General features: G+C 42.1%; 22 protein-coding genes and 2 tRNA genes. 14 read left to right on the top strand and 10 right to left on the bottom strand.

All coding sequences use genetic code 11. From position 1 onward, the window contains the following. The first annotated feature begins 141 nt into the window (after positions 1-141). Genes K5609_RS10980 through modC form a run of 4 tightly spaced genes read left to right on the top strand, consistent with a single transcriptional unit; the run spans position 142 to position 3,169 of the window. Positions 142-978, top strand: a complete 837-nt coding sequence (locus K5609_RS10980; RefSeq protein ID WP_221073688.1) for a TOBE domain-containing protein — start codon at positions 142-144, stop codon at positions 976-978. Between the two features lie 16 nt (positions 979-994). Next, a complete protein-coding gene (gene modA / locus K5609_RS10975; protein ID WP_221073687.1) occupies positions 995-1,762 on the top strand; it encodes a molybdate ABC transporter substrate-binding protein in 768 nt (255 codons plus the stop codon). Positions 1,763-1,784: 22 nt separating this feature from the next. Continuing rightward, positions 1,785-2,465, top strand: coding sequence for a molybdate ABC transporter permease subunit (gene modB / locus K5609_RS10970; protein ID WP_221073686.1), 681 nt, complete (start codon positions 1,785-1,787; stop codon positions 2,463-2,465). Continuing rightward, positions 2,456-3,169, top strand: coding sequence for a molybdenum ABC transporter ATP-binding protein (modC, locus tag K5609_RS10965; protein ID WP_221073685.1), 714 nt, complete (start codon positions 2,456-2,458; stop codon positions 3,167-3,169). Before modB ends, modC begins: the two co-directional genes overlap by 10 nt. Positions 3,170-3,198: 29 nt before the next feature. Here the strand turns inward: modC and K5609_RS10960 are convergent. The 4 genes from K5609_RS10960 to K5609_RS10945 form a co-directional block, all read right to left on the bottom strand. Further along, positions 3,199-3,275: transfer RNA gene (locus K5609_RS10960), tRNA-Val, on the bottom strand. 14 nt (positions 3,276-3,289) lie between these two features. Next, a tRNA-Val gene (locus tag K5609_RS10955) sits at positions 3,290-3,366 on the bottom strand. A 152-nt stretch (positions 3,367-3,518) separates the two neighbouring features. Beyond that, a complete protein-coding gene (locus tag K5609_RS10950; protein ID WP_221073684.1) occupies positions 3,519-4,511 on the bottom strand; it encodes a DUF3080 family protein in 993 nt (330 codons plus the stop codon). Beyond that, complete coding sequence (locus K5609_RS10945; protein ID WP_221077167.1) at positions 4,508-5,905, bottom strand: MATE family efflux transporter; 1,398 nt, start codon at positions 5,903-5,905, stop codon at positions 4,508-4,510. The genes K5609_RS10950 and K5609_RS10945 overlap by 4 nt, the downstream gene beginning before the upstream one ends. On the opposite strand from K5609_RS10945, the gene K5609_RS10940 reads away from it, so the two are divergent. Beyond that, entirely contained in the window at positions 5,904-6,524 is a 621-nt protein-coding gene (locus K5609_RS10940) for a riboflavin synthase subunit alpha (RefSeq protein ID WP_221077166.1), read from the top strand. The genes K5609_RS10945 and K5609_RS10940 overlap by 2 nt on opposite strands. Here the strand turns inward: K5609_RS10940 and K5609_RS10935 are convergent. Further along, positions 6,521-6,724 carry a CPXCG motif-containing cysteine-rich protein gene (locus K5609_RS10935; protein WP_221077165.1) on the bottom strand — a complete coding sequence of 68 codons (204 nt, stop codon included), beginning with the start codon at positions 6,722-6,724 and terminating at the stop codon, positions 6,521-6,523. The genes K5609_RS10940 and K5609_RS10935 overlap by 4 nt on opposite strands. A gap of 206 nt (positions 6,725-6,930) precedes the next feature. On the opposite strand from K5609_RS10935, the gene thrS reads away from it, so the two are divergent. From thrS to ihfA, 7 genes are all read left to right on the top strand, one after another. After that, positions 6,931-8,856 carry a threonine--tRNA ligase gene (gene thrS, locus K5609_RS10930; protein ID WP_221077164.1) on the top strand — a complete coding sequence of 642 codons (1,926 nt, stop codon included), beginning with the start codon at positions 6,931-6,933 and terminating at the stop codon, positions 8,854-8,856. 3 nt (positions 8,857-8,859) lie between these two features. After that, the gene (gene infC, locus K5609_RS10925) at positions 8,860-9,402 is read left to right on the top strand and encodes a translation initiation factor IF-3 (RefSeq protein ID WP_084681800.1); all 543 of its coding nucleotides are present in this window, start codon (positions 8,860-8,862) and stop codon (positions 9,400-9,402) included. A 100-nt stretch (positions 9,403-9,502) separates the two neighbouring features. After that, positions 9,503-9,700, top strand: coding sequence for a 50S ribosomal protein L35 (rpmI, locus tag K5609_RS10920; protein ID WP_016401507.1), 198 nt, complete (start codon positions 9,503-9,505; stop codon positions 9,698-9,700). A gap of 18 nt (positions 9,701-9,718) precedes the next feature. Next, the gene (gene rplT / locus K5609_RS10915) at positions 9,719-10,072 is read left to right on the top strand and encodes a 50S ribosomal protein L20 (RefSeq protein ID WP_016401506.1); all 354 of its coding nucleotides are present in this window, start codon (positions 9,719-9,721) and stop codon (positions 10,070-10,072) included. Positions 10,073-10,331: 259 nt separating this feature from the next. Next, entirely contained in the window at positions 10,332-11,312 is a 981-nt protein-coding gene (gene pheS / locus K5609_RS10910) for a phenylalanine--tRNA ligase subunit alpha (protein WP_163134457.1), read from the top strand. A gap of 12 nt (positions 11,313-11,324) precedes the next feature. Continuing rightward, entirely contained in the window at positions 11,325-13,712 is a 2,388-nt protein-coding gene (pheT, locus tag K5609_RS10905) for a phenylalanine--tRNA ligase subunit beta (RefSeq protein WP_221077163.1), read from the top strand. A gap of 2 nt (positions 13,713-13,714) precedes the next feature. Next, positions 13,715-14,008 carry an integration host factor subunit alpha gene (gene ihfA / locus K5609_RS10900; protein ID WP_016401503.1) on the top strand — a complete coding sequence of 98 codons (294 nt, stop codon included), beginning with the start codon at positions 13,715-13,717 and terminating at the stop codon, positions 14,006-14,008. Between the two features lie 68 nt (positions 14,009-14,076). Here ihfA and K5609_RS10895 read toward each other — a convergent pair whose 3' ends face one another. From K5609_RS10895 to K5609_RS10880, 4 genes are all read right to left on the bottom strand, one after another. After that, positions 14,077-14,835 (bottom strand): amino acid ABC transporter ATP-binding protein, encoded by a 759-nt coding sequence (locus K5609_RS10895; RefSeq protein ID WP_221077162.1) that lies wholly within the window; start codon positions 14,833-14,835, stop codon positions 14,077-14,079. A gap of 14 nt (positions 14,836-14,849) precedes the next feature. Further along, positions 14,850-15,941: an amino acid ABC transporter permease gene (locus tag K5609_RS10890; RefSeq protein ID WP_221077161.1), complete on the bottom strand. Its 1,092-nt coding sequence runs from the start codon at positions 15,939-15,941 to the stop codon at positions 14,850-14,852. Between the two features lies 1 nt (position 15,942). Next, entirely contained in the window at positions 15,943-17,139 is a 1,197-nt protein-coding gene (locus tag K5609_RS10885) for an amino acid ABC transporter permease (protein ID WP_221077160.1), read from the bottom strand. A 70-nt stretch (positions 17,140-17,209) separates the two neighbouring features. Next, complete coding sequence (locus tag K5609_RS10880) at positions 17,210-18,235, bottom strand: amino acid ABC transporter substrate-binding protein (RefSeq protein ID WP_221077159.1); 1,026 nt, start codon at positions 18,233-18,235, stop codon at positions 17,210-17,212. A gap of 516 nt (positions 18,236-18,751) precedes the next feature. Between K5609_RS10880 and cobB the strand changes: the two genes are divergently transcribed. Further along, complete coding sequence (cobB, locus tag K5609_RS10875) at positions 18,752-19,471, top strand: Sir2 family NAD+-dependent deacetylase (protein ID WP_221077158.1); 720 nt, start codon at positions 18,752-18,754, stop codon at positions 19,469-19,471. Then, a complete protein-coding gene (locus K5609_RS10870) occupies positions 19,468-20,226 on the top strand; it encodes a glucosaminidase domain-containing protein (RefSeq protein WP_221077157.1) in 759 nt (252 codons plus the stop codon). Before cobB ends, K5609_RS10870 begins: the two co-directional genes overlap by 4 nt. Here the strand turns inward: K5609_RS10870 and ttcA are convergent. After that, complete coding sequence (ttcA, locus tag K5609_RS10865) at positions 20,223-21,119, bottom strand: tRNA 2-thiocytidine(32) synthetase TtcA (protein ID WP_221077156.1); 897 nt, start codon at positions 21,117-21,119, stop codon at positions 20,223-20,225. The genes K5609_RS10870 and ttcA overlap by 4 nt on opposite strands. Positions 21,120-21,133: the final 14 nt, after the last annotated feature.

Raw genomic sequence — 21,133 nt, 5'->3', positions numbered from 1 at the left:
GTTGCTTAATCCCCGTATTAACGGGCTTCTTAACGATATTTGTTGGTTGGCGTCGTGCTTGCAATAAGGTAACTAACGGTGCGTTTAGTTCGCATTTGTTCAATTTAACTGAGCGCCCAAAGGCGTTGTATAGGTGCGAATATGACCTTAAGAGAACTTAATCATACCAACCAACCACTGATGGGAAAAATTAAGCTTTGCAGTGAGCTAGGTCCATTTCTTAGTGATAAACGAATAAAGCTTTTAGAGGCCATTACTGAATACGGTTCTCTAAGTGCAGCGGCTAAGTCTATTCCTATGTCTTATAAAGCAGCTTGGGATGCGCTAGATGCAATTAACAACTTATCTGAACATCCTTTGGTCATTAAAAAAAGTGGCGGTAAACATGGAGGTGGAACTCAGCTGACAGATTACGGAATTGGCCTGTTAAGTTTATACCGAGCCTTGGAGCTTGAGTATCAGCAAGCTTTTGAACAATTGAAGCCGAAAATTAACGAACCCTGTGATGAGCAGCTAAACGTAGTTGAATTTAGACAACTAATGCGTCGTATGAGTTTGCGTTGCAGCGCAAGAAATCAACTACTTGGCCAAGTTGTATTGATTGATAAAAAATCAGTTAACTGTTTGGTTAAAGTGGCAATAAGCCGCCAACTAACCGTTAACGCCTTACTGTCTATGGAATCTGTAGAAGAGCTAAATCTTACACTAGGCAGCGAAGTTTTGTGCTTGATAAAAGCCTCTCAAGTAAGCATTCGCAAAGGTGCAGATACCGCCAAAAGTAACACTAACCAATTTGTCGGGCGGGTTAGCCGCATAAACAAAGGGCCAGACAACTTGGATATTAGTGTTCAGCTAGCCGAACAAAAAAACTTATCCGCTATTGTTCCAAGCGTACTTGAGGAACAACTGGATATAAAAGAGGAGAGCCAAGTAGCCGTCTCTTTTAGTGCATCCGCAGTCATTATTTGTAGTTATTAAACTCTAGGAAGTAGTAATGAAAAAACTATTAAGCAACTTATGTGTTAGTTGGGTTTTACTGGTTGTAGCAACACTAAAAGTAACAAGCCTTCAAGCTGCAGAGATTAAAGTAGCTGTGGCTGCAAATTTTTATAAACCTGTTTTGACCTTGGTCGAACACTACCAAAAAGAAACCGGGCATCACGTTCAAGTGTCTGCTGGTTCAACAGGTAAGTTGTATGCACAGATTAAAAATGGTGCGCCTTTTGAGGTGTTTTTAGCCGCGGACCAACAACGACCTAGTTTATTAGTGGAAGAGGGATTAGCTGAGCCAGAAAGCCAGTTTACCTATGCCTTAGGATCCTTGGTGCTGTGGTCGAACAACCCAGAGTTAGTGGACGGCAAAGGTGAAATACTAAAAGAAGAATTAACGCATATCGCTATTTGTAACCCTAAAACAGCTCCCTATGGGGCTGCCGCGGTTAGCGCAATGAAAAATCTTGGCGTTTACAACAAACTTGAGCCTAAATTTGTAGAGGGGCAATCTGTTGGACAAACCTACCAACAAATTAGTTCTGGCGCAGTTGATCTCGGTTTTGTTGCTTTATCCCAAGTACTCGTTGATAAGCAGTTAAATGGCGGCTCGCTATGGTTAGTGCCAAATGAGCTGTACTCACCAATTAAACAAGACGCAGTGTTACTTAAGCAAGGCAGTAACAATGCAGCCGCAAAACAATTTTTAGCGTATTTGCAAACAGAACAATCTAAGCAGCTAATTAAAGATTTTGGATACGACCTTAAGTAGCCAAATGGCAAAGGAGTGCTAAATGCCCGATATAACTGTGGTTTATCTAACGCTTAAGTTGGCCAGTGTTGTTACTTTGGTGTTATTGATTATTGCCACGCCATTAGCGTGGTGGATGTCGCAAACTCAATCGCCTTTAAAGTCACTAATAGGTGCAATGTTTGCGTTGCCGCTAGTGCTACCGCCAACTGTATTGGGTTTTTATCTACTGCTGCTACTTGGGCCAAACGGCCCCTTAGGCAGTTTATCTGAGCAACTAGGAGTAGGGCGATTGCCATTCACTTTCACCGGCATTGTGATTGCTTGTGTAGTACATACCTTGCCGTTTGTTGTGCAGCCCATGCAAAACGCTTTTGAAGCAATAGGTAAACGACCCTTAGAAGTGGCTATGACATTACGTGCAAGTCCTTGGCGAGTGTTTTGGAAAGTCGCTTTTCCCCTCGCTAGGCCAGGATTTTTTGCCGCTGCCATTTTGGGCTTTTGCCACACCATTGGAGAGTTTGGCGTAGTGCTTATGATCGGCGGCAATATTCCAGGTGAAACGCGAGTGATGTCGATAGAAATATATAACCATGTTGAGGCATTAGAATATGGTCAAGCTCATTGGTTAGCGGGCGGAATGTTGGTGTTTTCATTTGTTGCTTTGCTCATTATCTATAGCTTGAACGATTTTACTAAACAGAGGCTTAAACTATGTGCTTAGAATTGCAATTGCACAGCCAGCGTGATGACTTTACGTTGAACATTGAGCTTACTTTGCCCCAAACCGGTGTATCTGCTTTGTTTGGCCCTTCGGGTTCTGGTAAAACCTCGTGTTTACGCGCAATGGCTGGTTTAGATCGTTTTAGTGGTGGCTATTTTTCGGTCAATGGTGAGGTTTGGCAAGATGATAAGCAAGGGATCTATCTTGCTACTCATCAAAGAGAAATTGGCTATGTATTCCAAGAAGCCAGTTTATTTCCGCATCTAAACGTAGAACAAAACTTGTTGTTTGGTCACCGCTTAACACGTCGAGAAAAACGAAAAGTAAGTATTAGCGATACTTGTGAGTTATTGAGTATTTCACATTTACTAACACGCAGACCCAGCTGTTTATCAGGGGGAGAACGCCAGCGTGTTGCAATTGCTAGAGCTTTGCTAAGTTCACCAAAGCTATTGTTAATGGACGAGCCACTATCAGCATTAGATGCCACTCTAAAACAAGAGATCATTCCTTATTTGGAAAGACTACATCAGCAGCTTTCGATTCCGGTTGTATATGTAAGCCACGACTTAGAAGAGGTTAAACGTTTAGCCGATTACATGGTGTTTTTAGAACAGGGGCGGGTAAGTCAACAAGCTTACTTAAGCAATTTAAACCTAGAACCGCAAGCGCGAATTCAGCAACATTACTTAAAGGCTGTATGAAAAATAAAAGAGTAGGGACGATTAAGAGGTGGTATTCGCGAGTGGATTTGAACCACCGACCCCTACCATGTCAAGGTAGTGCTCTAACCAACTGAGCTACGCGAATATCGTTTTAGATTTTGGTACAACCGAGTGGATTCGAACCACCGACCCCCACCATGTCAAGGTGGTGCTCTAACCAACTGAGCTACGGTTGTATTACTAGGTTTTATCCTACGCAGCGAAAGGTACTGTAACTCTAAGCGGTCGTCAACCGCTGTTAAAGAATATGAGAGTTGTATGCTCAATGATTAAGCAGTACTGGGTGATGTGCAACAGTGAACTTGCATGAGGAGTGTTTCTCTAAAGCTTAGTTACAGCTTTCTAAAATCAATTTCCATTGGTTTACGTGTTGTCGATTTGCCTGTTTAAATTCAACATGAATGGCGTGGGCACGTTCTAATAGCAGGGGATGGGATTGTTGCATTAGCGGTGACAGAACAGGCAACACTAAACCGGCACTCTGGTCTAACTCTGCCAGATAATCTTGAACTTTTAAGGTGTAAACTTTGCTTAGTATGTTCTGCAGTATTTGATATTTCTCTTCACTCTCATGACAACTAAACTGGCGTGACGCTAAGGCGCCAGAAACTTGATTAAGCCAAGCGCTTGTTACGTTTAACTCTTGTAGCAAAGCAACAATGCTTGCTCCTTTCTGCAGCCGTTCACTTAAGCTTAATAACTGTTCTTTATCAATGGTGTCGCTAGCTTTTAGCTGTTTATGAATATGGCTTAATTCCTGGAGGTTTAAAGCTAAAGCGCGATAAGTAGATAAGGGGTTAACACTTAGCCGTTGTTGGCTAATCCACAAGTGTCTTAGGCTTTGCTCATTGAGCAAGTAGTTATTCCAATACACATCAATTGCAGCAAGCTTAGTTTCTAAGATATGCGTAAGAGTGGTTCTTAACTCTGGTTTAAGCTGAAGATCGTTTAGACAAGTTTGTAGTCCACCAATAGATTCGGTGTGCCACACTAAGCGGTAGTCTGCGCTGGCATGTTTACCTAGGCTTGAATTTTTCTCGAATACCAATTGGTCTAAACCACAAGATTTTAGCGCTAAGCTGTCTAGCAGCGACAGTGTTAGCTCTGGTTCAACTCGTAAATTGGTTCGCCAAGAAATAGTAGGAAGGGTTGGAGCTTGGTTTGGCGCTTCTATGGATATTGAAAGCACACGGTTTAGCCGTGTGCTGTAGTCTAGAAATAGCCGATCGCTAGGCGGCTTAAGCCAATGCAACACACCATAAGCACCTGCTGCTATGCTGGAGAATAAAAACAGGTATAGGGTGAATTGCTTTTTACTCATGCTTCCTTATTGATTAGGTGAAGTTTGTCTGGGTTGTTACTTGCCCATATTAAGCGCCAGCATAAACCGATAGCACAGGCCGTTAGTGCTAATACAATGGCTATCCAGAAACCGATCACTCCCATAGGTTTTTCAGTGAAGTAATCTGTAAAGGTAAGTATAGAACCCACGCCTAAGCCTATTGGCCAAAAGCTAATAAGGGTAACAATTAAGATGAAGCGAGTATCTTGGTAGCCCCTAAGTGCTCCGGCGCAACAAACTTGAAGCGAGTCAGATAGCTGGTAAGTAGCGGCCAATAAAAAGAGTGGAGCCGCAATTGCAGCAACCGTTGTATTTTCGGTATACCAACCAATAATGTTGTGACGAAATACAATGGTGGCGCTGGCAATAAATAGGGTGATGATAATAGACAATATGATTCCGCTGTAGGCGGTGATCCGCGCTTTATCTAAGGATTTCTCACCCATAAAATTACCTACTCGAATGGTAAGAGCGATACCAATACTTAAGGGCAGCATAAATACCATTGAGGTAAAGTTAAGTGCAATTTGGTGAGCCGCTACAATGTCTGCGCCAAGAGGAGAAAGTAGTAGGGCAATCATCGAAAACAAGGTTACCTCAAAGAATATCGCACCGCCGATAGGTAAACCTAGTTTGAAAATTCGTGAAACTATTGGCCAGTCTAGTCCGTTGTAACGCTCAAATAGTTTAAGTGGCAGTAAGGTTTTACTTCTAGTGGCATATACCAACATAGCCAAGGCCATAAACCAATTCACCATAGCGGTTGCGACGCCACAACCTGCGCCGCCTAATTTGGGCATGCCATATAGCCCGTTAATAAAGATGTAGTTGATGGGAATGTTGATTAACAAGCCAATTATACCAATCAGCATTATGGCTTTTATGTTAGAACACGCTTCGTTTACCCCTCTTAATACCTGGTATAAAGCAAAGGCGGGTAAACCAAAACTTACAAAATATAGATACTGTTTGGTTAAGCCAACCAGCTGTTCTTCAACATCCATGATATTGAATACACTTGGCGCAAACCAAAGAATAACCCAAGCAACGGCTGCAAGTAGCAGAGAAATCACTAAAGCTTGACGAAAAATATTACCACCGTTGTGCGCCTGCTTAGCGCCAATTTGATAGGCTACTAGCGGCGTTACCGCCATTAATATGCCTTGAAGTAGCAAGATTATTGGGTTAAAAAAGCTTGCAGCTACTGCTACAGCGGCTAAATCAGTAGGGCTTACCGATCCCGCCATAATCGTATCGACAAAACTCATGCCGGTTATGGTAAGTTGAGCAACTACAATAGGACCTGCCAGTCGTAAAATGGCAAAACACTCTTTAGAAAAACGTTGTTTAAAACCCAGGAAAAAATGCTTCATGTTCACCGGAATAGTTCAGAGTAAAAGAAAAGTTGTCAAAGTCGAGTTTTCACCAGGTTTCATGCAACTCTGGGTTGATTTAGCGGATACCGAAGGCTTGAAAATAGGCGCCAGTGTTGCCGTAAACGGAACCTGTTTAACGGTGGTCAACATAAGCGAACAAGGTGTTCAATTCGACTTGATTCAAGAAACGCTAAGTCTAACAAACTTAGGCACAATAAAAGAAGGAGATTTGGTAAATATTGAACGCGCTGCAAAGGTGGGTGATGAGATCGGCGGCCACTTAGTCTCTGGCCATATTCATAGTACTGCTAAAATAATTGAGTTGTTACCAACAGAAAACAATTTAGCTATTCATCTAGCCTTAGATAAGGCGTGGCGCGACTATGTTATTTATAAGGGGTTTGTGTGTGTTGATGGCGCTAGTTTAACGGTTGGAAAACTAAGCGAACAAGGATTTTGGTTACACGTTATTCCCGAAACACTTCGGGTAACTACTTTAGGCGACAAGCAAGTAGGGGATTTAGTGAATATTGAAATAGACAGCGCGACTCAGACAGCCATAGATACCATCAAAAAGCTTGCAGAAAACGGTGAACTAAAACGCTGGTTAGGCTAAAAGTACTGTTCGTCGTCGGCGTCTACAAAGGCTAATAATTTGTCGTTGCTTTCATCTACTTGTAAGCGGCAGTGAATTGGGTTGCAACAAACTCGGCAGTCTTCATAGAAATCTTGGTCACCATTGCTCGCATCAATAATTAACGGTGTATGGTGACCGCAAGTTGGGCAGGAAATCATTTTTTCGACATAGTTTTTCATAACATCTACTCCAATATGTCCACCTTTCAATTATGGTTCAAATTCGCAAGAACCACGAGTCTTTAGATCAATAAACCCTAAGCTATTGAAGTTATCTGCGCAGACCTTTAATATTGCGCATCTTTTAAGTGCATTAAGTACTCAATTTTATCGACTAAATCATGTGATGTTGCGTAGGCATCACCACTGTATGAGCAAGGATAAATATGCCAGTTATTACTCTTCCTGACGGTAGTCAACGTCAATTCGAAAACCCAGTTTCAACTTTAGATATCGCTGCAGATATTGGCCCAGGCCTAGCTAAAGCGTGTATAGCAGGCCGTGTAAACGGCGAACGCGTAGATGCTTGTGAGCTTATTTCTGAAGATTCACAAGTAGCGATTATCACCGCTAAAGACGAAGATGGTTTAGAGATTATTCGCCACTCTTGTGCTCACTTATTGGGTCATGCCATTAAACAAATGTGGCCTGAAACCAAAATGGCCATTGGTCCAACAATTGATAATGGTTTTTACTACGACATAGATTTAGAGCACTCGCTAACTCAAGAAGATATTGAGAATCTTGAAAAGCGCATGAAGGCACTGGCTAAAACCAATTATGATGTGGTTAAGAAAACCGTTCCTCTTGCGGAAGCAAAAGCGGTATTCGAAGAACGCGAAGAGCCATACAAACTAGAAATTATTGAAGGCATTGAAGCAAGCGCAACTCCAGGCTTATATCATCACGAAGAATACGTAGATATGTGTCGTGGCCCTCACGTGCCAAACATGAAGTTTTGTCATCACTTTAAATTGATGAAAGTTGCCGGCGCTTATTGGCGCGGTGATAGCAAAAACAAAATGCTACAACGTGTATACGGCACAGCATGGGCAGATAAAAAGCAACTCGCTGCTTACTTAAAACGCCTTGAAGAAGCTGCTAAGCGTGACCACCGTAAAATTGGTAAACAGCTAGATCTTTACCACATGCAAGAAGAAGCGCCAGGTATGGTGTTCTGGCATGACTCTGGTTGGACGATTTTCCGTCAGTTAGAAAGTTACATTCGCGAACAACTTTCTAAATACGAATACCAAGAAGTTAAAGCGCCACAAATCATGGACCGCAGCTTGTGGGAGAAATCAGGTCACTGGGATAAATACTCAGATGGCATGTTTACTACCCAATCAGAAAGCCGTGAGTATGCAGTTAAACCAATGAACTGCCCCGGTCATGTTCAAATCTTTAACCAAGGTTTGAAATCTTACCGTGATCTTCCGTTACGTATGGCGGAGTTTGGCTCTTGTCACCGTAACGAGCCATCAGGCTCTTTGCACGGTTTGATGCGCGTACGTGGATTTACTCAAGATGATGCCCACATCTTCTGTACAGAAGATCAAATTCAAGATGAAGTAGCCTCTTGTATCGACATGGTATACGAGACATACAAAACCTTTGGCTTTGAAGAGATTAAAGTAAAACTCTCTACGCGCCCAGAGCAGCGCGTTGGTGATGACGAAACGTGGGATAAATCTGAAAAAGCTTTAGCTGATGCACTAAGCTCTAAAGGTATTGAGTTTTCATACCTACCAGGCGAAGGCGCCTTTTATGGTCCCAAGATTGAGTTCACTCTTCACGATTGTCTCGATAGAGCATGGCAATGTGGTACTGTTCAACTAGACTTCTCTATGCCTGGTCGTTTAGCGGCTTCTTTTGTAGGTGAAGATAATGAACGCCATGTACCGGTAATGATTCACCGCGCTATTTTAGGTTCTATTGAACGCTTTATCGGTATTTTAACCGAAGAATACTCAGGCTTTTTCCCAACGTGGTTAGCTCCTCGCCAAGTTGTAGTAATGAATATTACCGATAAACAGGCCGATTTTACCCATCAAGTAGTAAAAAAATTAAATAAACAGGGCATTAGAGCCATTGCGGACTTGAGAAATGAGAAGATAGGCTTTAAAATCCGCGAACATACTCTAAAGCGTATTCCTTACTTACTGGTTGTCGGCGATAAAGAAGTCGAAAGTAATGAGGTTGCGGTTAGAACTCGTAAGGGTGATGACTTAGGCAAATTTGCAGTAGACAAGTTTGTTGAGAAGATTAAGCAAGAAATCGCCAATCGTGACAATAATTGTATTGAGGTATAAATTATAAAAACCGGAAGACGTGGTCAGCAACAAGCTGCAAGAGCACATAAGATAAATGAAGAAATTCAAGCCCAAGAAGTACGCCTTAATGGCTTAGATGGTGAGTCCATTGGCATTGTAAGTTTGAATGAAGCGCTAAACATCGCTGAAGAATCTGGCGTTGATTTAGTTGAAATTAGTCCGAATGCTGAACCACCTGTTTGTCGGGTCATGGATTACGGTAAGTTCATTTACGAGAAGAGTAAATCTGTAAAAGAACAGAAGAAGAAGCAAAAACAGATTCAGGTTAAGGAAATTAAATTCCGACCTGGAACTGACGAAGGCGACTATCAGGTAAAACTACGCAACCTGGTTCGCTTTCTAGAAGAGGGTAACAAAGCTAAAGTAACGCTACGTTTTCGTGGTCGTGAAATGGCACACCAGAGCCTCGGCTTTGATCTACTAAATCGCATTAAAGGTGATTTAGAAGAGTTAGCAGTTGTGGAAGCTTTTCCAAAAATGGAAGGTCGCCAAGCTGTTATGGTGTTAGGCCCTAAAAAGAAGTAACTAAGGCTTCCAAGTAACGAACAGCTTACTTTAACAGTAAGCTGTTTTTGTTCGCCTTTAGTTATATGTTGTTAATATCGCAATGCGGAGTGCATGTAAAATGCCAAAAATGAAATCGAACAAAGGCGCTGCTAAGCGCTTTAAGAAAACTGCTTCTGGTGGTTTTAAATACAAACAAGCTGGTCTTCGTCACATCCTGACTAAGCGCCGTACTAAGGTTAAACGTCACCTTCGTCCGAAGGGTATGATTGCTGCTTCTGATGTTGCATCAATTGTTCGCATGTTGCCGTACGCATAAGTTTAGAGGAAATTAAGAATGGCCAGAGTTAAACGCGGTGTACAAGCACGTGCACGTCATAAGAAAGTCTTAAAACAAGCCAAAGGTTACTACGGAGCACGTTCACGTGTTTATCGCGTAGCCTTCCAAGCGGTAATCAAAGCGGGTCAATACGCTTACCGTGACCGTCGTCAGCGTAAACGTCAATTCCGTCAATTATGGATTGCACGTATCAATGCTGCTTCTCGTCAAAATGGTTTGTCTTACAGCCGTTTCATTGACGGACTTAAAAAAGCATCTATCGAAATTGATCGTAAGATCCTAGCTGATATTGCTGTTTTTGATAAAGCAGCATTCACAGTATTGGTAGAAAAAGCAAAAGCTGCTTTATAAGTTTTATCAAGTTTGTGAAAAGGGAGCTTAGGCTCCCTTTTTTATTGCCTTTTTTGTCTCTAAAATTGGCTTGTTTAGCCTTAACTCCTCTGACGACTCTATTGGTATCTAGCTACCTGCTTAAATAGCCAACAAACTCCTGTAAAAATCCTTATCAAACAAGCTTCGGCGCTAGCCAACAGCGACTCATTAAAGTACTATTTCCGGTCTTATTAAATACTAAAAATCAGCCGTTCCCTTGGCGGAATATGAGGAAATCATGCTAGATCTTGATGCGCTAATCAATCAGGCGAAGACTCACATAGAAGCAGCTTCTGCGATTAACGAACTAGATAACGTTCGCGTAGAGTACTTAGGTAAAAAAGGGTTAATGACTAAACAGCTACAGGGACTTGGCAAATTATCGCCTGAAGAGCGCCCTCAAGCTGGTCAACTTATTAACCAAGCCAAACAAGCTATCCAAGAAGCCTTAAATCAAAAACGTGAGCTGTTAGTTCAACAAGAACTAAATGCTAAATTGGCGGCCGAAACCGTTGACGTTACATTACCAGGTCGAACCGATGAATTAGGCGGTTTGCATCCGGTAACAAGAACCATAGAACGTATTCAAACGTTTTTTGGTGAGTTAGGTTTCCAAGTTAAATCTGGTCCCGAAATCGAAGATGGATTCCATAACTTTGATGCACTGAATATTCCCGAGCATCACCCAGCACGTGCTGACCACGATACTTTTTATTTTAATCCCGATTTGGTATTACGCACCCAAACTTCTGGCGTACAAATCAGAACCATGGAAACCGAAAAGCCGCCAATCAGAATTATTTCTCCTGGCCGCGTATACCGCAACGATTACGACCAAACGCATACGCCTATGTTCCATCAGGTTGAAGGTTTGATGGTAGACAAGAATGTTAACTTCACCGAGTTAAAAGGCGTTTTGTACGATTTCTTGCAAAACTTTTTTGAAGAAGACATGCAAGTGCGTTTTCGTCCTTCTTATTTCCCATTTACCGAGACATCCGCTGAAGTTGATGTACTAGGTAAGAATGGTTGGTTGGAAGTACTTGGTTGCGGCATGGTTCATCCAAACGTATTACGCGCAGTAAACATTGACCCTGAAGAGTACACCGGTTTCGCCTTTGGCATGGGTGTAGAACGTTTAACTATGTTGCGTTATGGCGTAAACGATTTACGTTCATTCTTCGAAAATGACTTACGTTTCCTAAAACAATTTAACTAAGGGTTGATTGAGATGAAATTTAGCGAATCCTGGCTAAGAGAGTGGGTTAACCCAAGTGTTTCTCGTGAAGAGTTAGCTGAACAAATTACCATGGCTGGCCTAGAAGTAGATGGCGTAGAGCCTGTTGCAGCTGATTTTAACGGTGTTGTTATTGGTGAAGTCGTTGAGTGTGGACAACACCCAGACGCCGACAAACTTCGAGTCACCAAAGTCGATGTTGGTGGTGATGAGCTGCTTGATATTGTTTGTGGAGCGCCAAACTGTCGCCAAGGTTTAAAAGTAGCTGTAGCTACTGTTGGAGCAGTTTTACCTGGCGATTTCAAGATTAAGAAAGCCAAACTACGTGGTCAACCATCGCACGGTATGTTGTGCGCCTACAGTGAACTGGGTATTAGTGACGAATCCGACGGTATTATGGAACTGCCGAGTGATGCTCCAATTGGTACCGACTTACGTGACTACTTAAAGCTAGATGATGTAATCATTGAAGTAGATTTAACGCCTAACCGCGCAGATTGTTTAAGCCTACGTGGTTTAGCGCGTGAAGTAGGTGTACTTAATCAATTAGATGTAGCAGAGCCACAGTGGCAAAACGCTGCAATTAACATTGATGATAAGTTCACAGTAAATGTTAAAGCCACCGAACAATGTCCACGTTATTTAGGCCGTGTGATTAAAGGTGTAAACGTAAAAGCAGCTACGCCTCTTTGGATGCAAGAACACCTCCGTCGCAGCGGCATTCGCTCAATTGATCCAGTAGTTGATATCACTAACTACGTGTTAATTGAACAAGGCCAGCCAATGCACGCCTTCGACTTAGCTAAGTTAACGGGCTCAATTGACGTTCGTTTAGCGAACAATGGTGAAAAGCTGGTATTGCTAGACGGTAATGAAGTTGAGCTTAAAGAAAACACCTTAGCAATTTGCGACCAAAGCGGCCCTATTGCGATGGCGGGTATTTTTGGTGGCGAGAAAACCGGTGTTACCGAAACGAGCAAAGATATCTTTTTAGAATGTGCCTTCTTTAGCAAATTAGCGATTACCGGTAGAGCTAGACAGTATGGTTTACATACTGACTCATCTCACCGTTATGAGCGAGGCGTAGATTACCAACTACAAAACCAAGCTATTGAGCGAGCTACTCAACTTCTTGTTGAAATTTGTGGTGGCGAAGTTGGCCCTGTCGTTGAGTCTGGTGACCAAACTAAATTACCTAAAGCTAAGACAATTACTTTACGCCACGCGCGTTTAGAAAAAGTTGTTGGTTATAGCTTTGCTAAACAGCAAGTTACTGAAATTCTTACCCGCTTAGGCATGTCAGTGTCAGAAACCGAACAAGGTTGGGAAGCGACAGCACCAAGCTATCGCTTTGACATGGATATCGAAGAAGACCTTATCGAAGAAGTTGCACGCATCTACGGTTACAACAACATTCCAAATGTGTCTCCAGTTGCTTCATTAAAAATGAGTCAGCATCAAGAAGTTGAACTGCCAGCAACTAAATTGCGTCAGCTACTTTGCGCCCGTGGCTACCAAGAAGCAGTGACTTACAGCTTTGTTGACCCTAAACGTCAACAACTGTTGCACCCACAGCAAGAAACAATGGTATTGCCACACCCAATATCGGTAGAAATGTCGGTAATGCGTTTAAGCTTGTTGACCGGGTTGTTAGACACGGTTTCTTACAACCAAAAGCGCCAGCAATCTCGTGTTCGAGTATTTGAGTCTGGTTTGCGTTTTGTTCCTGACCAAAATGCCGAAAATGGTGTTAGCCAAACTCCAATGCTTGCTGGTGTAATTAGTGGTAATGCTAATCAAGAAGCTTGGAACACCACTGAACGAGAACTCGATTTCTTCGATATCAAAGGTGATGTAGAAGCGCTTATTCAGCAAACTGTTGATGCAGGCTCTTTTAGCTTTGAAGCCACTCAAAACCCAGCGTTACATCCTGGGCAAGCTGCTAACATTTTGCGCAACGGAGAAGTGGTTGGTTACGTTGGTGCTTTGCATCCTCAGCATCTTAAAGCCTTTGGCTTGAGCGGTAAGATATTTGTATTCGAATTGGTATTAGACGCCGTTACTCAACGCAAATTGCCAGATGCCCAGCCCATTTCTAAGTTCCCAGCAAACCGTCGCGACCTTGCTTTACTGGTATCGCAACAGGTAAAAGCTAGCGATTTATTAAATTGCATTAAGAAAGTTGGCGGAAATCAATTAGTTGGCGTAAACTTATTCGATGTATACAAAGGGAAAGGCATTGCAGACGATATGCAGAGTATTGCTATCAGTTTAACCTTGCAAGAGCAAAGCCGTACCCTTGAAGAAAAAGAGATTGCCGCTACAGTTGACACCATTGTAGAGGCGTTACGTACAGAGTTTGACGCATCCTTGAGGGACTAGTTATGGCATTAACTAAAGCTGACCTGGCAGAAAATTTGTTTGAAAACTTAGGCTTCAGCAAAAGAGAGTCTAAAGAAGTAGTAGAAGCTTTTTTTGAAGAAATACGGGTGGCTTTGGAAAGTGGGGAACAAGTCAAAATTTCCGGCTTCGGTAACTTTGACCTAAGGGAGAAAAATCAACGCCCTGGTCGTAATCCGAAAACGGGTGAAGATATCCCCATCTCTGCGCGTCGAGTAGTCACCTTCCGACCTGGGCAAAAGCTCAAGAGTAGGGTAGAGAACGCCGAACCTAAGTAAAATATTTAGGGTATTAAAAAAGGAAGCCAATTGGCTTCCTTTTCTTTTAGTATCTTAAGGCATTGATTCTAGTGATTTAAAATCTGGCTTAAGAACAATTTAGTCCGGTCAGACTGAGGATTTTCGAAGAACTCTACCGGCTCATTCTCTTCGATAATTTCACCTCTATCCATGAATATCACACGGTCGGCTACCTGTTTAGCAAAGCCCATTTCGTGAGTTACACACAGCATTGTCATACCTTCGTTAGCTAGCTCAACCATAACATCAAGTACTTCACGAACCATTTCAGGGTCTAAAGCCGATGTTGGTTCATCAAATAACATGATAGAAGGATTCATACACAAGCTTCGAGCGATAGCCACACGTTGTTGCTGACCACCTGAAAGTTGCCCAGGGTACTTATCGGCTTGCTCTGGGATTTTAACCCGTTCTAAGTATTTCATTGCAGTGGCTTCAGCTTCCGCTTTCGGGATTTTTTTCACCCAAATTGGCGCTAAGCAACAGTTTTGCAAAACTGTAAGGTGAGGGAACAGGTTGAAGTGCTGAAAACACATACCTACTTCACTTCTCACTGTTTCAATACTTTTAAGGTCACTTTGTAACTCTGTACCGTTAACGACTATGTCGCCTTTTTGGTGTTCTTCTAAGCGGTTGATACAGCGAATCATCGTTGATTTGCCGGAGCCGGAAGGGCCACAAATAACAATTTTTTCGCCTTTGGTTACGGTAAGATCTAAGTCTTTTAGTACGTGAAACTCACCATACCATTTGTTCATTCCCTTGAGCTGAATAACTACTTCAGGGTTTGCTTGATTAGATGTCATGTAAAATTTCCTTATTAATGTCCTGTGTGTAGTTTCTTCTCAAGATGAATCGAATAGCGAGACATACCGAAACAGAACACCCAAAATACAAAAGCGATAAATACGTACATTTCTGTAGAGAAACCAAGCCATGCGGGATCTGCCAACGCAGATTGGCCAATGGCTAATAAATCAAATAATCCAATTACCAATACCAGGCTAGTATCTTTGAAAAGCGCTATAAAAGTATTAACAATTGAAGGAATGGTAATCTTTAAAGCCTGCGGCAATATGATTAAACCCATAGACTGCCAATAGCTTAAGTTTAAAGCTTCACCGGCTTCATACTGACCTTTTGGGATAGCTTGTAGACCACCACGAATAACTTCGGCCATGTAGGCTGATTGGAACATAATAATACCAATCATCGCTCGAGCTAGTTTATTGAAATCTACTTCCTCTCCTACAAACAGCGGCAACATAACCGACGCCATAAATAGAACGGTAATAAGAGGTACAGCTCGCCAGAATTCAATGTAAATAGTACAAAAGCTTCGTACTATTGGCATATGTGAACGACGACCTAAAGCCAGCAATATACCAATCGGCAGTGCTGCAACAATACCAACAATGGCCAATACTAATGTCAGCATTAAACCACCCCATTGATGAGTTTCTACTTTAGGTAAGCCAAACGAATCACCGAGCAATAAGTAAAATACGATTACTGGATAGATAACTAAGCTAAAAATAGCAATTTTTGGTTTATGTGGTGTTTTCTCATAGACCAATGCTGCGATTAGAATTAGGAAGGTAACAAAGACTATATTTACTCTCCAGCGCTCAGCAGAAGGGTAAAAGCCATAAATAAGCTGAGAGAAACGATCTGCTACAAACACCCAACATGCGCCATCACTGGTACAGGCATCTCGACTATCACCAATCCAATCTGCCTCTAAGATCACCCATTGGAATGCTGATACTAGTGGCGGAACGATTAGGTAAAGAATAAACAGGGTAAAAAAGCTGTTTATCCATGAAGAAAACAAGTTTTTCTTTAGCCAACCGACAAAGCCTACGGAGAGGTTAGGTGGAGCTAAATCAGGTTTAAATTGATGCTCTGACATATTAACGCTCCACTAAAGCCATTTTTTTGTTGTAAATATTCATCAAGATTGAGGTTGTAATACTGATGGTTAAGTAAACAGCCATGGTTAGGGCTATTACCTCAATAGCTTGTCCGGTCTGGTTAAGGGTTGTCCCCATAAATACGGACACTAAATCAGGATAACCAATCGCCGTCGCTAAGGATGAGTTTTTAGTAAGGTTTAAGTATTGGCTGGTAAGCGGCGGGATGATTACGCGCATAGCCTGAGGAATAATCACCAATTTTAGCGCTTGGGTACGGGTTAAACCAAGAGATTCCGCAGCTTCACTTTGCCCCTTACTCACAGCCAAAATACCAGATCGTACAATCTCGGCTATAAAGGCGGCAGTGTAGGTGGTTAAGGCAACAAGCAATGCTGCTAGCTCCGGAATTATCACCATCCCCCCTTGGAAGTTAAAACCTTTAAGCGCAGGGTAATCCAAAGAAATAGGCATGCCCATTACAAAAAACACTAACAATGGCAGTAATACAATTAAACCCGCTGATACCGAAAACACTGGAAATGGCTGACCAGTAGCCATTTGGCGCTTCTTAGCCCACTTAGCGATAATGAACGAACCGATAATGGCAGCGATAAAAGCAAACACCACTATGTTAGAACCCGCTTCCATCACCGGACTTGGCATATATAAACCGCGTACGTTGAGGAAAACCGCTTCGCCTATGTGCGCGCTTTGTCTGGGGCTTGGTAAAGCCCGCAGTACTGCAAAGTACCAAAAGAATATTTGAAGTAATAAAGGAATGTTACGCATGGTTTCAATGTAAACCGTGGCAACTTTTGAAATTAGCCAGTTATTAGATAAACGAGCCACACCCATAATAAAACCGAGTATGGTTGCGAAAATGATACCTAATGCTGATATTAAAATTGTATTTAATAGTCCAACAACGAAAGTTCGACCAAAAGTGTGGCTCTCGTCGTATTCGACTAAAGACTGAATAATGCCGAAGCCCGCTGTTTGGTTCATGAAACCAAAACCAGTGGTAATGCCACGTTGTTCTAAGTTGAAAAGCGCGTTACTGATGATGTAATAAAAGAAACCAATAACACCGATAACGACAATAATTTGGAAAACTAGCGCTCTTACGTTGGGATCAAACCAGATCTTACGAAGACTATTTGCTGAGTTATCCTTTGAAGAAGGATGAGCAGCCATATAATGTAACCTAGTAATGTAGGATTAAAACGAAGAGAGCAGGGCAAGCCCTGCTCTAATAAGGTAGAAATTAACGAATTGGTGGAGCGTATTGGAAGCCACCGTCATTCCACAGGGCGTTTACACCGCGCGCAATACCTAGTGGAGAGCTTGTACCTACGTTCTTCTCAAAAGACTCGCCGTAGCTACCAACTTGCTTGACAATGTTGTAGCCCCATTTGTCATCAAGACCTAAACCTTTACCTTTAGGACCTTCTAAACCTAAGATACGACGAACGTTAGGGTTAGTTGACTTAAGCATGTCATCTGCGTTAGCTGAAGTTAGGCCATATTCTTCTGCATTGATCATTGCAAATAGAGACCACTTAACAATGTTTAACCATTGGTCATCACCTTGACGAACAACAGGACCTAGAGGCTCTTTAGAAATGATTTCAGGTAAAACCATCGCGCTATCTGGTTTAGCTAGCTTAATGCGTAGAGCATAAAGCTGAGATTGGTCTGAAGTTAGAACGTCACAACGGCCTGCTTCAAAACCTTTAACTGTTTGGTCTGAAGTATCAAATACTACTGGAGTGTATTTCATACCGTGCTCACGGAAGTAATCCGCTAGGTTTAGTTCAGTGGTAGTACCAGATTGGATACAAACAGCTGCACCATCTAATTCTTTAGCTGAAGAAACACCCAGCTCTTTACTTACCATGAAACCTTGGCCGTCATAGTAGTTAACACCGGCAAAGTTCAAACCTAGTGAACTATCACGTGTTAGCGTCCAAGTAGTGTTACGAGAAAGGATATCAATTTCGCCTGATTGAAGTGCAGTGAAGCGCTCTTTGGCGGTAAGGGGAGTATATTTAACCTTAGATGCGTCACCTAAAACGGCCGCAGCTACTGCGCGACATACGTCTACATCAAGACCTTGCCAGTTGCCGTCAGCATCTGGGTTTGAAAAACCTGGCAAGCCAGTACTAACGCCACATTGTAAGAAACCTTTACTTTTCACATTGTCTAACGTTCCTTCAGCAGCGCTTGCGTTAGCAGCAAAGGCTAGTGCAACAGCAGCAACAGCAGCTTTAATATGCGTGTTTTTTAACATGTTTTCTTCCCTGTACAGTTTGTCTTCTATTGTGGGGTATATCACTCGAATAATTTGCTTGAGTGCTAATTTGAGCCAATAACAACATAAACATTCAAATATTGGGTGTCAACATTATTGTAACACCGTAATCGCGGTAGAATGCCGAATAACTGACCACTAGCGCAAAACTATTCAATATATATGAATATAGTATCAAGCCGGTAGACATTCTGGCTTATCAAGTTTTTATTGCGCTAGATCAAGATTAGCACAGCTGATGATAATTCCCTGATTTAGTTACCTTAAAAGTGTTAAAAGCGAGATATGCCGCAAAAGTTTGATTTTGAATGTCACAATGGAAGTAGAAACTAGATATTTTAGTTTATGTCGAAATTCCTACTAGCTAGTATGTTAATACTTAGTTAAAAGGCTGCGTGATGAACACTGTTACAACTTAAGTAGGATGGGGTCTTATGCTGTCTTATTATATATTTATAGTAGCTTGTACCTGAATCAGATGAAAAGAAGATGAATATGAAAAAAAATGTCATTGTTTTAACCGGGGCAGGTGTTTCTGCTGAATCAGGTATTCAAACATTTCGAGATGCAGACGGCTTATGGGAAAAGCATCGAGTAGAAGATGTTGCCACTCCAGAGGCATATCAACGCTCACCAGATTTTGTTGATCAGTTTTATAATCTACGACGTAAGCAGTTACAAGACGGCAATGTTCATCCTAATCCAGCTCACTTTGCCTTAGCAGAACTTGAGAAGCATCAAGACATCGAATTGCTAGTTATTACACAAAACATCGATAATTTACATGAACGAGCAGGCAGTAAGAATGTGTTGCATATGCACGGTGAATTACTAAAAGCACGGTGCCCAATTAGTAATCAGACAACCGTGTGGAAGGAAGACTTAGGTAGTGACGTGTTGTGCACCTGTTGTCAATTTCCGACGCGACTTAGACCTCATGTTGTTTGGTTCGGCGAAATGCCAATTGGTTTAGATAGAATTTATCACCAACTTAATCACTGTGATATATTTATGGCGATCGGTACTTCCGGTCATGTTTTTCCAGCCGGAGGGTTTGTTCACGAAGCTGCGAGCCATGATGCGCGCACTATTGAATTAAACTTAGAGCCATCGGAAATGCAAAGCGAATTTGGCGAACGTTATTACGGCCCCGCCAGCGAATTAGTACCTGAGTTTCTTAGTGAGCTCACTTCAGAACTAAGAGTTAATAATTGAAAAGAATTATTTTAGCGGGATTACTAGCAGCATTTTTGATTGCTTGTGAACAATCCCCAGAGCAGCAAGCACAATCACAAAATTTACCTCCACTGCACGAAATAGAAAATGTTCAACAGAAGAAGCAAACTTTTACCAACTTTCTTACTCCGCTAATAGAAGCAAGCAATAGCAAAATATTACAGCAACGCTCAGAAGTGGAAGCTATAGCCGCAAAGTTAGCTAAGAGCTCAGCCCTCTCAAACAAACAGAAACAAACCTTAAACGAACTTGGTGAACTATATCGAGTAGAGCAATCACTGGATGCGAACACTCAAATACAACAATTGTTAGTTAAAGTTGATTTAATTCCACCAGCATTGGTATTGGCACAGGCGGCGAATGAATCTGCTTGGGGAACCTCGCGATTTGCTCGCGAAGGTAATAATTTATTTGGTCAATGGTGTTATAAAAAAGGCTGTGGTTTGGTTCCGTTAAACCGTAACGATGGTGCTAATCACGAAGTAAGAAGGTTTAATAGTGTGTATGAGTCTGTAAGCGTTTATATGAACAATTTAAACAGTCATCCAGCTTACAAAGGCTTCCAGCAGCAACGTAATCAAGCTCGTGCTAGCGGAGAATTAAATGCGATAGAGCTCGCGACTCAACTGAGTAGTTATTCTGAACGCGGTCAAGCCTACGTTGAAGAGTTACAGCAAATGATGAGGGTTAACCAAAAAATTTGGCCAACCCGCACACCGATTATAGCGGGTTAAAGCTCAACAACTTGCACAATACCAGCCTGGCTTTGTTGGCTTGGCTGGTCTTCTAACTCTGGAGCATCAAAGCCAATGTCACCACCATCAATAACCCCGCTATCACGAGTTATTGATTTAAAGTCGAACTGTTGATGGTCTAGTAAGTGTGAAGGCACAACATTTTGAACAGACCTAAACATTGATTCAATTCGACCAGGAAATCGCTTTTCCCAGTCATTTAGCATTTGTTTAATTGCCTGACGTTGTAGGTTTTCCTGTGAACCACAAAGGTTACAGGGGATGATAGGAAAAGATTTTAGCTCAGCATATTTTTCCATATCGCTTTCTTTGCAATAGGCCATCGGGCGAATAACCACATGCTTACCATCATCGCTAACAAGTTTTGGTGGCATGGTTTTAAGCTTGCCGCCATGGAACATGTTTAAGAATAGCGTTTCTAGAATATCGTCACGGTGATGGCCAAGGGCTATTTTTGTAGCGCCAAGCTCAGTAGCCGTTCGATACAATATTCCACGGCGCAAACGCGAGCATAACGAGCAGGTTGTCTTACCTTCTGGGATCTTATCTTTAACAATCGAGTAAGTATCTTCTTCTACTATTTTGTATTCAATACCTAGGCCGTCAAGGTACTCGGGTAATATGTGCTCTGGGAAGCCCGGTTGTTTTTGGTCTAAATTAACGGCAACAATATCAAAGTGTATCGGGGCATGAGCACGCAAGTTCATTAGTATGTCTAGCATTGCATAACTGTCTTTACCACCAGATAAACAAACCATTACCTTGTCACCATCTTCAATCATATTGTAGTCGGCAATTGCCTGACCAACATGACGACGAAGTCGCTTTTGTAGTTTGTTGTGGTTGTATTGTTGTTTTGCTGTAACTGACATAGTGTGTTCCCAAT

Origin of the sequence: Agarivorans aestuarii, from assembly GCF_019670125.1 — a bacterium.
Classification (GTDB): domain Bacteria; phylum Pseudomonadota; class Gammaproteobacteria; order Enterobacterales; family Celerinatantimonadaceae; genus Agarivorans; species Agarivorans aestuarii.
This window is presented reverse-complemented; position numbering and strand designations above follow the sequence as displayed.

Excerpts from the sequence above, each read along its gene's own strand:
- K5609_RS10980 (WP_221073688.1), top strand. The coding sequence starts at position 142 with ATGACCTTAAGAGAACTTAATCATACCAACCAACCACTGATGGGAAAA.
- modA (WP_221073687.1), top strand. The coding sequence starts at position 995 with ATGAAAAAACTATTAAGCAACTTATGTGTTAGTTGGGTTTTACTGGTT.
- modB (WP_221073686.1), top strand. The coding sequence starts at position 1,785 with ATGCCCGATATAACTGTGGTTTATCTAACGCTTAAGTTGGCCAGTGTT.
- modC (WP_221073685.1), top strand. The coding sequence starts at position 2,456 with ATGTGCTTAGAATTGCAATTGCACAGCCAGCGTGATGACTTTACGTTG.
- K5609_RS10950 (WP_221073684.1), bottom strand. The coding sequence starts at position 4,511 with ATGAGTAAAAAGCAATTCACCCTATACCTGTTTTTATTCTCCAGCATA.
- K5609_RS10940 (WP_221077166.1), top strand. The coding sequence starts at position 5,904 with ATGTTCACCGGAATAGTTCAGAGTAAAAGAAAAGTTGTCAAAGTCGAG.
- K5609_RS10945 (WP_221077167.1), bottom strand. The coding sequence starts at position 5,905 with ATGAAGCATTTTTTCCTGGGTTTTAAACAACGTTTTTCTAAAGAGTGT.
- K5609_RS10935 (WP_221077165.1), bottom strand. The coding sequence starts at position 6,724 with ATGAAAAACTATGTCGAAAAAATGATTTCCTGCCCAACTTGCGGTCAC.
- thrS (WP_221077164.1), top strand. The coding sequence starts at position 6,931 with ATGCCAGTTATTACTCTTCCTGACGGTAGTCAACGTCAATTCGAAAAC.
- rpmI (WP_016401507.1), top strand. The coding sequence starts at position 9,503 with ATGCCAAAAATGAAATCGAACAAAGGCGCTGCTAAGCGCTTTAAGAAA.
- rplT (WP_016401506.1), top strand. The coding sequence starts at position 9,719 with ATGGCCAGAGTTAAACGCGGTGTACAAGCACGTGCACGTCATAAGAAA.
- pheS (WP_163134457.1), top strand. The coding sequence starts at position 10,332 with ATGCTAGATCTTGATGCGCTAATCAATCAGGCGAAGACTCACATAGAA.
- pheT (WP_221077163.1), top strand. The coding sequence starts at position 11,325 with ATGAAATTTAGCGAATCCTGGCTAAGAGAGTGGGTTAACCCAAGTGTT.
- ihfA (WP_016401503.1), top strand. The coding sequence starts at position 13,715 with ATGGCATTAACTAAAGCTGACCTGGCAGAAAATTTGTTTGAAAACTTA.
- K5609_RS10895 (WP_221077162.1), bottom strand. The coding sequence starts at position 14,835 with ATGACATCTAATCAAGCAAACCCTGAAGTAGTTATTCAGCTCAAGGGA.
- K5609_RS10890 (WP_221077161.1), bottom strand. The coding sequence starts at position 15,941 with ATGTCAGAGCATCAATTTAAACCTGATTTAGCTCCACCTAACCTCTCC.
- K5609_RS10885 (WP_221077160.1), bottom strand. The coding sequence starts at position 17,139 with ATGGCTGCTCATCCTTCTTCAAAGGATAACTCAGCAAATAGTCTTCGT.
- K5609_RS10880 (WP_221077159.1), bottom strand. The coding sequence starts at position 18,235 with ATGTTAAAAAACACGCATATTAAAGCTGCTGTTGCTGCTGTTGCACTA.
- cobB (WP_221077158.1), top strand. The coding sequence starts at position 18,752 with ATGAAAAAAAATGTCATTGTTTTAACCGGGGCAGGTGTTTCTGCTGAA.
- ttcA (WP_221077156.1), bottom strand. The coding sequence starts at position 21,119 with ATGTCAGTTACAGCAAAACAACAATACAACCACAACAAACTACAAAAG.